Raw genomic sequence first — 11222 nt, forward strand, 5'->3', positions numbered from 1 at the left:
TCAGAGCTTCCCGCCGGACAGTCGAACCATCATCTTCCAGTAGCCCGCCGGCATCACCCGTTGAATCAGCGCCGCGTTGCGCGCGTCCTTTCCGATGACGATGCGGGGCGCCCGGGTCTCAATGCCGCGGATGATCGCGGCGGCGGCCTCCGTGGGGGCGAGCGTCAGGAACTTGCCGAAGGCCTCGCGCGCCTCCGCATCCTCGACCGCCGCGCGCTTGGCCGCCTCCGGGTCGCTCGGCGGGCGCCGGCCGCGGGCGTTGTGGGAGATGGCGGTGGCGACGCCGCCCGGATGGACCACCGTCACGCCGAGCCCGGTGCCGGCATATTCGTGCCGCAGGGCCTCCGAGAAGCCGCGGACCCCGAACTTGCTGGTGCAGTAGGCGACCTGCCCCGGGGGCGCGATCAGCCCGAACAGGCTCGACAGGTTGACGATCTGCGCCGCCGGCCGAGCCCGTAGCATGGGCAGGAAGGCGTGGCACATCCGTACGACCGCGCGCAGGTTGATATCCATCAGCCACTCGAAGTCTTCGAGATGCGTCTCGTCGAACCGGCCGCCCAGGGCCACGCCGGCATTGTTGATCAGGATGTCGACGTGGCCGAAGCACTCAGCCGCCCAGTCCGGCAGCACGCGGATCGCCTCCGCGTCCACGAGATCGACGACTCGGGTCTCCACCGCGGAGCCGTGCTCGCGGATCCGCCGGGCGATCGTGTCGAGCCGTTCCGAATCGCGATCCACCAGCAGCAGGCTGCATCCCTTCGCGCCGAGCCCCGTGGCCAAGGCGGCCCCGATGCCGCTCGCGGCCCCGGTGATGAGTGCAACCGTTCCCGCGAGCTGAAACCTCTGAGCCAAGCTGCGCCTCCCGTCTCGCCGGTTGGTCCGGGCTTGGTTCAGGGATAGCCCCGGCCCGCAGAATTGTCTAGGGTGAACACCCTAGACGGGATGGGAGACGATGGCGCGAAGCCGAGGCCACCAGTCACCGGACGAGGAAGTGGCCGCCCCGGAGGCGCCTAGCACGCGCGAGCGGATCCTCGCGGTCAGCTTAGCCCTGTTCAATACCCGCGGCTTGGGCCGGGTCACCACCGCGGAGATCGCGGCGGCGGCGGGCATCCGTGAAGGCAACCTGCAGTATCACTTCCCGCGCAAGAGCAGCTTGGTCGAGGCGATGTTCGCCGGTTTCGAGGCGGAGGCCGCGGCGGTCGCCGGGCGGATGCCGGCGGATCCTGGCGCCCTGCTGGCCTATCAGCGGGCATGGTTCGACCTGATCTGGCGCTATCGCTGCGTCTACCGGGACGGCATCGCCATGGTCGAGATCGCCCCGGCTGTGCGCCCCCGCGTCCACACGCTGCGGGCGCGAACGCAGGAACTGGCCCGGGCCGTCTTCGACGCGGCCGTGGCCGCCGGGCGGTTGCGGATCGAACCGGAGGCCCTCGGACGGCTGATCGACAACGCCTGGATCGTTTCCAGCCACTGGATGAGCCATCGTCTTCAGGGCGGCACTGAGCTGACCGAGGCGGACCTCGACTGGGGCTTCGCGCAGGTCCGCGATTTATTCGTTCCGTATCTCGTGGCACTTCAGCCGGAGTGATATGGTCTGGCCCGAACCTTCCATGGGCAACGATCGCTCATGATTGAAGGATGCGATGCTCGATCGCCTGATCCATGCCGGCCTCAGCCTGCTGCTGCTGCTCGCCATCGCGGTGCTGTTCTCCACCAACCGGAAGGCCATCCGCCCGCGGGTCGTGCTGATCGGTCTGGCGCTTCAGGTGGGCCTCGGCGCCCTGATCCTGTTTCTCCCCGTCGGACAGGCCGTCCTGAACGGGGCAGCCGACGTCGTGGTGCGTGTGCTGTCCTACGGTGACCGCGGCACCGCCTTCCTGTTCGGCGGTCTCGTCGAGCCGAAGATGTTCGAGCTGTTCGGCGGCTCGGGCTTCATCCTGGCCCTGCGGGTGCTGCCGCAGATCCTCTACGTCTCCGCGCTGATCGGGGTGCTTTATCATCTCGGCGTCATGCAGGCCCTGGCACGGGGTCTCGGCGCAGGGCTCCGGCGGATCCTCGGCACCTCGCCGATCGAGTCCTTCGCGGCGGTGATCACCATCGCGATCGGCCAGAGCGAGATTGCAGTGGCGCTGCGCCCCTTCCTCGCCCGCCTGACCGGGGCCGAGCTGTTCGCCGTGATGTCGAGCGGGGCTGCCTCCACCGCCGGCTCGATCCTCGCCGGCTACGCGGCGCTCGGCGTCCCGATGACCTACCTGCTCGCGGCCTCGGTCATGGCGATCCCCGGGGGGCTGCTCTACGCCAAGATGCTGGTGCCCTCCACGGAGCCGACGTGCATCACCACCACCCGGGTGGAGTTCGGCGAGGCCCGGGCGGCCAACATCATCGAGGCGGCGGCCGACGGTACGCAGAAGGGGCTCATGGTCGCCGTTTCGGTCGGCGCCATGCTGATCGCCTTCGTGGGGCTGATCGCCCTGGCGGATGGCGTGTTCGGCGCGCTCGGCGGCTGGCTGGGCTATCCCGGCGCCTCGTTCGAGGGCGTGCTCGGCTGGGCACTGAGCCCACTCGCCTGGCTCCTCGGCGTGCCCTGGGAGCACGCGACGCTGGTCGGCGGTGCGATCGGCCAAAAACTCGCCTTCAACGAATTCCTGGCCTACGCCAACCTGTCGCCGACCCTGAAGGCCGGGACACTCGACGCCCGCTCGCAGGCGATCGTCTGCTTCGCCCTGTGCGGCTTCGCGAACTTCGCCTCGATCGCGATCCAGCTGGCGAGCTTCGCGAGCCTCGTGCCGGAGCGGCGTTCGGAGGTGGCGCGCTACGGGCTGCGGGCGATCCTGGCGGGGACGCTGTCGAACCTCACGAGCGCCGCGATCGCGGGGCTGTTCGTGGGGTGAGCCGCCTTCGCTCCGAAGCACGATCGATCATCGTGCGCGATGGTCAGGACAATGAGTCTGCGGTGCGCGAGCATTTGGGCTTCGCGCAAAAGAAAAGCGCCGCTTCTCGCGAAGCGGCGCCCAAACCGTCTGGTCGACGTCTTAGTTGAAGGTGTCGATCTCAGCGGACTCGTAGCTGGTGACTTCCATGCCAACGCAGATCTCGGACACGATCGGAGCAGTCCAGGCCATGTGTTCCTCCTAAAGGGGTCGAAAAATTAGATTAGAGACCACGATTGCCAGGGCGTCCTGCGCCCCAGGCCGTGTTGACTCAGTTGAAGGTGTCGATCTCGGCCGACTCGTAGCTCGTGACTTCCATGCCGACGCAGATCTCGGACACGATCGGGGCAGACCAAGCCATGGCGTTTCTCCTCGCTGTTGGTGAGACGCATATAGGCAATATCTTGGACGCAATACAAGTGAGCACAACACTTATATTTCTCATAGGGATCCCTGGTGCAGGGACGCGACACCAGCGGACGTTCTGCGCGGCCACCGGCTGAAAGCCGTCCAGTCTGGAACGGTTACGGCTTGACGGACTTTCCACGCGGGCGCACGACGCAGCCGCGCGACATCGTCCCGGCGGCGCCGCGCTCCCCTTCAGCAGCGACCCGCGAAGCGACGTGCCCGACCGATCGTGCCTGCCGTGCCCGGCCCCGTGCCGTCGTCCCGCCTGAGCCGCTGAGAGGCCTGGCCGCGGGGCGACCGGCGCAATGCCCGGTCACGGCCCTGACCCAGGATGACCGGTGCCGCGTCGCCTCGTAACCACGAGGCGAGGCCATGAACGAGATCGCCCCCTTCGACACCCGCGTCGACCCCTCCGTGCTGGCCGCGCGGCTCTCGGACGAACGCGCACCCGACATCGTGGAGAAGCTGAACGACGAGGCCCCCGAGGTCGCCGCCGCGATCCTGCTCGGCCTGCCGATGGAGCGGGCGGTCGAGGTGCTGGATCAGCCGGAGCTCGATTGCGCCGCCGACATCATCGAGATGCTGCCCCGTGACCGGGTCGCCGCCTACCTCTCGGGCATGTCGGCCGACCGGGTCACCGACGTTTTTCGCGAGATCGAGGAGCCCGGGCGGTCCGACCTGCGCGCCCGGCTCGACGCCGAGACCCGCGGCGCCGTTGATCGCCTCTCGGCCTATGGCGAGGAGACGGTCGGTTCGCTGATGACCACCGAGTTCGTCACCGTGCCGGGGACCTGGACGGTGGGCCAGACGCTGGAGCACATCCGCCACGTCGAGAAGACCCGCGAGACGATCTACGCGATCTTCGTGCTCGATCCGCGCACCCGCGCCCTCACCAAGGCCGTGCCCCTCCGCCGGCTGATCTCTGGCGATCCGAACGACAACGTGCTGAGCGTCGCCCCGGGGCGGCGCCCGCTCGCCGTCTCGCCGACCGCGAGCCGCGAGGAGGCGGCCCGGCTCATCTCGAAATACGACCTGCTGGCCCTGCCGGTGGTCGACGCGGTCGGCCACGTGATCGGCATCGTCACCGTCGACGACATGATCGACGCGATGATCGAGAAGCAGACGCAGGACGTGCAGCGCTTCGGCGGCATGGAGGCGCTGCCCGAGCCCTACATGGATATTGGCTTCTTCACGATGATCCGGAAGCGGGCCGGCTGGCTCTGCGCGCTGTTCCTGTCGGAGATGCTCACCGCCTCGGCCATGCAGGGCTTCGAGGGCGAGCTGGAGAAGGCGATCGTCCTGACGCTGTTCATTCCGCTGATCATGAGTTCGGGCGGCAATTCCGGCTCGCAGGCAACCTCGCTGCTGATCCGGGCGCTCGCCCTGCACCAGATCCGCCTGCGTGACTGGTGGCGGGTGGCCCTGCGGGAACTGCCGACCGGCATCGTGCTCGGCGCGATTCTCGGGGTGATTGCGGTGATCCGCATCGTCGTCTGGCAGAAGCTCGGCTTCTACGATTACGGCGAGCACTGGCCGCTGGTCGCCGCCACCGTGGGTGCGGCGCTGGTCGGTATCGTGACGTTCGGCTCGCTGTCGGGCTCGATGCTGCCGTTCCTGCTCCAGCGGATCGGCTTCGACCCGGCCACCGCCTCGGCGCCGTTCGTGGCGACGCTGGTCGATGTCACCGGGCTCGTCATCTACTTCTCGGTGGCGCTGCTGATCCTGCGCGGGACGCTGCTGTAGGGGGCATCCGGGAGAACGCTTTCTTCCGGAGAGGTGCCGCCGACGGATGCGCCGCGTTGTCTGCCCTGGCAGGGGAGGGGGACGCGTCGTCCAACCGGCCGGGATGGACCTGGACCGGCTGACGGCTTCGGTCAGCCGGCCACCGCTTCGGCCAGCCGCTTCCGCTGCACCTTGCCGTTCGCCGTGCGCGGCAGGGCGTCGAGGAAGCGGATCTCCCGCGGGCGCTTGTAGGCGGCGAGCCGCTCGGCGCACCACGCAAGCAGCGCCTCGGTGTCGGGCTCGGCATCCGGCTGGAGCACCACGAAGCCGCAGATGACCGAGACGTCCGCGCGCACGGGCAACTCCGCGACACCGACCTCCGCCACGGAGGGGTGGGCGGCCAGCACCACCTCGACCTCGTTGGGCGAGACCCGATAGCCCATCGCCTTCATCAGATCGTTGTTGCGGCCCTCGAACCAGAGATAGCCATCCGCATCGAGCCGGGCGAGGTCGCCGCCGACGAACCAGTCGCCGCGCATCACCTCGGCCTCTTCCTCCGGGCGGTTCCAGTAGCCGAGCATCAGGGCCGGCTCGGAGCGATGCACGGCCAGCAGGCCGGTCTCGCCCACCGGCAGCGGCACTGGCTCGCCCTCGACCGGCAGGATCGCCACACGCCGCCCGGGCTGCGGCTTGCCGGGCGAGCCGGGACGCACCGGGATCGTGGGACCGCTGGAGATGTAGGTCGAGATCTCGCTCATCCCGAGCGCCTCGTAGAGCGGCTTGCCGGTGGCCTTGGTCCAGGCCGCCAGCAACTCTACCGGGAGCGGCTCGCCCGCCGTACAGCCATGGCGCAGGCGCGACAGGTCGTGGGCCTCAGGGGCACCGTATTTCAGGATCTGCCGGTAGAGGGTCGGCACGGCGGCGAAGATCGTAGCGCCATACTCGGCGATCAGCCGCGGCCAGACGGCGGGATCGCGTGGGCCGTTGTAGAGTACCGCCGTGGCACCCACCGACCACGGGTCACTGAGGCCGACGCCCAGCGTGTAGGTCCAGTTCATGGTGCCGGCATGCAGCATCACGTCGGCCTCGGTGAGCCCGAGCCAGTGGCCGAGCATCGGCCGGCGGCCATAGGCGGCCCGGTGGGCGTGCAGCACGCCCTTCGGCCGGCTGGTCGTGCCCGAGGTGTAGATCAGCATCGCCGGATCGTCGGCGGCGGTGTCGGCGTAGGCGGGGATCGGCGGACCGGCCTTCAGGGCGGCGATCACCGCGGAGTCGAGCAGCAGCCGGTTGCCGAGCGCCTCGGGCGCGACGGTGCAACCGCTGCCCACCACCACCGCGGCGGCGCCCGAATTCTCCATCAGGAACGCAGCCTCGCCCTCCGTGAGCTGCGGCGAGGAGGGCAGCGACACGAGCCCTGCCGCGAGCGCGCCGAAATGCACGAGGACGTAATCGGCCTCGTTGCCCATCCGGAGCATCACCCGGTCTCCGGGCTTGAGGCCGCGTTCGAGAAGCCCGGCCGCGATACCGCGCACCGCGCGCTCGACCGCCCCGAAGGAGAGCCTTTCGACCGCGCCGTCGCCGACCATCACCAGGGCGGTCTTATCCGGGCGCAGGCGCGCGTTCTCGGTGAGGCAATAGCCGGCCGCGTTGAATCGCGCGGGCGGATGGCGATCGTCGGGCAGCGTATCGAACACCGGGCATTTCCCCCAGAGGTAAGCTTTTGACCGGGTGTCCTGCCTGCGCGTGCCGTCGTCAACAGAAGGGGGACGGCGGCACCGCGTAGCGCCGGACCGTCCCCCCTTGAATGTGCTCGATCCGGGCGGGGCCGGATCGAGCGGTCGTGCGAAGCGGATCAGCCGCGGTCGTCGGCACCCTCGCCGGCATCGGCCAGCGCTTGGCCGACTTCCAGGCCGAGATCGTCGAGGTTGAACGCCTCGCGCTCGGTGACCGACTCGCCGCGGGCCTGACGCTCGGCCTCCTCGGGGCTGCGGGCGACGTTGACGGTGACCTCGACCTCGACCTCGGGGTGCAGCACCACCGGAACCTTGTGCAGGCCGAGCGTCTTGATCGGCTGGTTCAGAACGAACTGGCCACGATCCACCGTGAAGCCGTCCTTTGCGACGACCTCCGCGAGGTCGCGGGTCGAGACAGAGCCGTAGAGCACGCCGGTCTCGCCGGACTGGCGGATCAGGACGAAGCTCTGACCGTTCAACTTCTCAGCGACCGCCTCGGCGTCCTTCTTGCGGTCGAGGTTGCGGGCCTCGAGCTGGGCGCGCTGGGTCTCGAAGTGCTTCTTGTTGGCTTCCGTCGCGCGCAGGGCCTTGCCGCGGGCGAGCAGGAAGTTGCGGGCGAAGCCCGGGCGGACATTCACGGTCTCGCCCATCTGGCCCAGCTTGGCCACGCGCTCGAGCAGGATCACTTCCATGGTGTTTCTCCTTCAGGGTTTCGGCCACGCGGGCCGGGGTCTCACGGCGCCGGGCTGCTCTTCGGGCGGTCCTGGGAACGCCGGCGGTCGAGGGCTGTGTCGGCGAGGCCGAACAGGGTGAGGGCGACCAGGGCGATGCCCTGGGTCACGAACAGGATCAGGTACAGCCCGAACAGCATCAGGGTGCGTCCGGGCCGGCCGCGGGAACGGTCGTGGAAGGCGGCGAGGCCCTGGAGCGCGAAGGCCGCGCTGAACCCCCCCACCAGGGCGACGCCGAGCACGCCGATATAGCCGGGCCCGAGACACATCAGCAGCGCGGCGCCGAGGGCGGCCAGCGTGATCCGCGGCATGGCGGTCGACGCAAGGTCCGGCCAGGGCCGCGGCAGGCGGCCGGAGATCTTCACGATCCGGGCCGAGGCCCAGAGGTAGAAGGCTAGCAGCAGCGCCAGACCGTTGGCCGCGAAGGCCGGCACCACGCGCGCCAGGGCATCGGCCACCTCCGTCCGGGTGACATCAGCCTGATCGGCCTCAGCCTGCGGAGCCGTGTCGGTGTCTGGGGTTGTGTCCTGGCCGGAGCGCTCCGATGCGACCGGTGAGGCATCGGTGCGGCCCGCTTCGCTGGTCGACCGGGCGGCCGCGGGCATGCGGGCCTGCACCAGGGTCTGGGCGAGGGCACGCAGCTGCCGATCGAAGGCGGCGTGGTTCGGCGAGGACAGGACAGCGATGGCGATGAAGGCCAGAGCCGCCGTGGCGGCGATCCAGCCGAGCAGGCGGCCGGTCGGATACCATTCGAGGCCGCGCGGGGTCTCGCGCCCGAGGAGCGTCAGATAGGCGAGCCACCAGGCCGGCACGGCGATGTAGGCGCCGAAGGCGAGGCCCATGAAGGGTGTGATCACCAGGCCCAGCACGAGGCTGCCGGCCGCGGCCGCCCACAAAGCGGCCTTGTGGCTCCAGCCGAGTCCGACGATCAGGATCGGCAGCGGTGCTACGAGGTAGAGCAGGATCGCGAGCGGCGACGCCTTCAGGAGCACGCCGAACAGGAGTGCCGAGACGAGGCCCGCGCCGATACCGATGCCGATATGCTGTGCCATGACATCCGCTGTCCCGCTGCCGCTGCGGCAGGGTTAGGGGCGGCGATGCGCCCCAACGATCGGGCGACCTCGGGCCGCCCTCTGCGAGGACCGGCCCGGGCTGATGCCGGGCCGGCGGGTTCGTCGTGTCTTACTTGATCACGTAGGGCAGCAGGCCGAGGAAGCGGGCGCGCTTGATCGCCTGGGCGAGCTCACGCTGCTTCTTGGCCGAGACTGCGGTGATCCGCGACGGCACGATCTTGCCGCGCTCGGACACGTAGCGGGACAGGAGCTTGACGTCCTTGTAGTCGATCTTCGGCGCGTTCGCGCCGGAGAACGGGCAGGTCTTGCGACGACGGAAGAAGGGACGGCGTCCGCCGCCCGCACCCGCACCAGCACCGAATGCCATGGGTTAGCCCTCCCCGCCGAAGCTGCGCTCGCCGCGATCACCCCGATCGCCGCGGTCACCCCGGTCGCCGCCGAAGCCGCCGCCGCCACCGAAGCCTTCGTCATCACGACGACGGCCGCGCTCGCGATCCTTGCGGTCGTCGCGGTCGCGCTTCTGCATCATGGCGGACGGCTCCTGGTCGAGCTCCTCGACCCGGACGGTCATGAAGCGCAGGACGTCCTCGGAGATCTGCATCTGGCGCTCCATCTCGGCGATGGCGGCCGGCGGGGCGTCGATGTTGAGCAGCGCGAAATGCGCCTTGCGGTTCTTCTTGATCCGGTAGGCGAGGGACTTCACGCCCCACATCTCGATCTTCTCGAGACGGCCACCGTTCTGCTCGATCACACCCTTGTAGGTGTCGATCATCGTCTCGACCTGCTGGGACGTCACGTCCTGGCGGGCCAAGAGCACATGCTCGTAGAGAGGCATTGTCGGGCCTTTCATCGTCAAAAGGAGCCCGGCCGCCGGGAGGCGGATGGTTCGGGCCGGTTCATCTCGCGGATCACTCGGCGCCAAGCCCTTCGAGCCGATTTTCAGGCCCGAGCGGTTGATCGAAGGCGGAGACACCGGACGACGGGATCTTGAGGAGCCCTGTGCCGCAAGCGGCACCGTCCGTTCAGCCCCCGGCCGGAGCGAACGCGAGGGGCGGCGCATAGTCGGTTTTCAAAGGGATGGCAAGTCGGAGAGCTTCGGGAATGGAGCTTCTGTGCGGTGCTTTCTGTGCTGGATCCCGGACAGGTTCCGCTTCGCCGCACCTGTCCGGAAATGGGTCCGTGCAGGATGAGACGCCATCCTTTTCCGGGCGCATGCAGCGCCAGCGAGAGCGACCCGGGACCCAGCGCGGAACGCGCGGCGGAGCGGCGCCATGCTTCAACCCGCCTTGCCGCCATGCCCACGCACCAGCATATCGCTGCCAGGAGCCCGGCACATCGCGCCGACCTTGGGACGAACCAGCGGATGACCTCCGAAAAGCTGCGCCTCGGCGTCAACATCGACCACGTCGCCACCGTCCGCAACGCCCGCGGCGGCGACTATCCGAGTCCGGTGCGGGCCGCGCTGCTGGCGGTCGAAGCGGGGGCGGACGGCATCACCGCGCATCTGCGCGAGGATCGGCGCCACATCCGCGACGCCGACATCGCGGCGCTCAAGCGCAGTCTCTCCGTGCCGCTCAACTTCGAGATGGCCGCCACCGACGAGATGGTGGGAATCGCGCTGGACACGCGGCCCCACGCCGCCTGCCTCGTCCCGGAGAAGCGCGAGGAGCGCACCACCGAGGGGGGCCTCGACATCATCGGGGGCCGCGATCACCTCGCCCCACGCATCCGGGCGCTGTCGGAGGCGGGCATCCGGGTCTCGCTGTTCGTCGAGCCGGAACCGGCGGTGATGGAGGCCGCCCGCGCCCTCGGGGCGCCGGTGGTCGAGCTGCACACCGGCAGCTACTGCGAGGCGGCGCTGGAGGACGATGCGGCGCGGACCGCGCAGGAACTCGCCCGCATCCGGCGCGCCGCCGCGCACGGCGCGGGTCTCGGCCTGGAGATCCATGCCGGCCACGGCCTCACCCTTGGCAGCGTCGGACCCGTGGCGGCCCTGCCGCAGATCCGTGAGCTGAACATCGGCCATTCCCTGATCGCCGACGCGATCTTCGTGGGACTCACCCAGGCCGTGCGGGACATGCGGGCGGCCATGGACCGCGCCCGGTCCCCATGATCATCGGGATCGGATCGGATCTCTGCGACATCCGCCGGATCGCCCGGACGCTGGAGCGCCACGGCGAGCGCTTCACGCATCGGGTCTTCACCGATGGGGAACGGGCCCGCTGCGATGCGCGCGCGTCCCGCGCGGAGGGCTATGCACGGCGCTTCGCCGCCAAGGAGGCCTGCGCCAAGGCGCTCGGCACCGGCCTTAGCGCCGGAGTGTTCTGGCGCGATATGGAGGTGGTGAACCTCCCCTCCGGCCAGCCGACCCTGCGCCTCACCGCCGGAGCCGCGGCGCGACTCGCACAGCTGCTGCCGCCGGGCCACGCGGCGCACCTCCACGTCAGTCTGACGGACGATCCGCCCCTGGCACAAGCCTTCGTGATCATCGAGGCGCTGCCGGTCTCGGGCGCCGGCTGAGCGGGGGGCGGATTAGCCGGCCCCCCTCGCGCGTTGCGGGGGGCTCGCGCTTGGTCTAGACCCGCCGCTCACAGCGGACACGATTGCGGCGTATTCCTCGGACAA

General features: G+C 69.5%; 13 protein-coding genes. 5 read left to right on the forward strand and 8 right to left on the reverse strand.

Annotated features, from left to right (window positions below):
* Positions 1-852, reverse strand: a complete 852-nt coding sequence (locus MKK88_RS27105) for an SDR family NAD(P)-dependent oxidoreductase (protein ID WP_244005361.1) — start codon at positions 850-852, stop codon at positions 1-3.
* 100 nt (positions 853-952) lie between these two features.
* Between MKK88_RS27105 and MKK88_RS27110 the strand changes: the two genes are divergently transcribed.
* Entirely contained in the window at positions 953-1588 is a 636-nt protein-coding gene (locus tag MKK88_RS27110) for a TetR/AcrR family transcriptional regulator (protein WP_244005363.1), read from the forward strand.
* Positions 1589-1643: 55 nt separating this feature from the next.
* A complete protein-coding gene (locus tag MKK88_RS27115) occupies positions 1644-2891 on the forward strand; it encodes a NupC/NupG family nucleoside CNT transporter (RefSeq protein ID WP_244005365.1) in 1248 nt (415 codons plus the stop codon).
* A gap of 141 nt (positions 2892-3032) precedes the next feature.
* Here MKK88_RS27115 and pqqA (MKK88_RS27120) read toward each other — a convergent pair whose 3' ends face one another.
* A complete protein-coding gene (gene pqqA / locus MKK88_RS27120; protein WP_091712468.1) occupies positions 3033-3122 on the reverse strand; it encodes a pyrroloquinoline quinone precursor peptide PqqA in 90 nt (29 codons plus the stop codon).
* A gap of 79 nt (positions 3123-3201) precedes the next feature.
* Positions 3202-3291 carry a pyrroloquinoline quinone precursor peptide PqqA gene (gene pqqA, locus MKK88_RS27125; RefSeq protein WP_007559223.1) on the reverse strand — a complete coding sequence of 30 codons (90 nt, stop codon included), beginning with the start codon at positions 3289-3291 and terminating at the stop codon, positions 3202-3204.
* Positions 3292-3710: 419 nt separating this feature from the next.
* On the opposite strand from pqqA (MKK88_RS27125), the gene mgtE reads away from it, so the two are divergent.
* A complete protein-coding gene (mgtE, locus tag MKK88_RS27130) occupies positions 3711-5081 on the forward strand; it encodes a magnesium transporter (RefSeq protein WP_244005367.1) in 1371 nt (456 codons plus the stop codon).
* A gap of 131 nt (positions 5082-5212) precedes the next feature.
* Here the strand turns inward: mgtE and MKK88_RS27135 are convergent, their stop codons facing one another.
* From MKK88_RS27135 to rpsF, 5 genes are all read right to left on the reverse strand, one after another.
* Positions 5213-6754 (reverse strand): acyl-CoA synthetase, encoded by a 1542-nt coding sequence (locus tag MKK88_RS27135; RefSeq protein WP_244005369.1) that lies wholly within the window; start codon positions 6752-6754, stop codon positions 5213-5215.
* A gap of 158 nt (positions 6755-6912) precedes the next feature.
* Entirely contained in the window at positions 6913-7485 is a 573-nt protein-coding gene (rplI, locus tag MKK88_RS27140; protein WP_244005372.1) for a 50S ribosomal protein L9, read from the reverse strand.
* Between the two features lie 41 nt (positions 7486-7526).
* Complete coding sequence (locus tag MKK88_RS27145; protein WP_244005374.1) at positions 7527-8576, reverse strand: DUF2232 domain-containing protein; 1050 nt, start codon at positions 8574-8576, stop codon at positions 7527-7529.
* Between the two features lie 130 nt (positions 8577-8706).
* Complete coding sequence (gene rpsR / locus MKK88_RS27150) at positions 8707-8964, reverse strand: 30S ribosomal protein S18 (protein WP_091712669.1); 258 nt, start codon at positions 8962-8964, stop codon at positions 8707-8709.
* A gap of 3 nt (positions 8965-8967) precedes the next feature.
* Positions 8968-9432, reverse strand: a complete 465-nt coding sequence (rpsF, locus tag MKK88_RS27155) for a 30S ribosomal protein S6 (protein ID WP_210032655.1) — start codon at positions 9430-9432, stop codon at positions 8968-8970.
* A gap of 528 nt (positions 9433-9960) precedes the next feature.
* Between rpsF and MKK88_RS27160 the strand changes: the two genes are divergently transcribed.
* Together MKK88_RS27160 and acpS are read left to right on the forward strand one after the other, a co-directional pair.
* Complete coding sequence (locus MKK88_RS27160) at positions 9961-10710, forward strand: pyridoxine 5'-phosphate synthase (protein ID WP_244005376.1); 750 nt, start codon at positions 9961-9963, stop codon at positions 10708-10710.
* Positions 10707-11117, forward strand: a complete 411-nt coding sequence (gene acpS / locus MKK88_RS27165; protein ID WP_244005378.1) for a holo-ACP synthase — start codon at positions 10707-10709, stop codon at positions 11115-11117. The genes MKK88_RS27160 and acpS overlap by 4 nt, the downstream gene beginning before the upstream one ends.
* Positions 11118-11222 lie beyond the last annotated feature (105 nt).

This window comes from Methylobacterium sp. E-005, from assembly GCF_022829725.1.
In the GTDB taxonomy this organism is placed as follows: domain Bacteria; phylum Pseudomonadota; class Alphaproteobacteria; order Rhizobiales; family Beijerinckiaceae; genus Methylobacterium.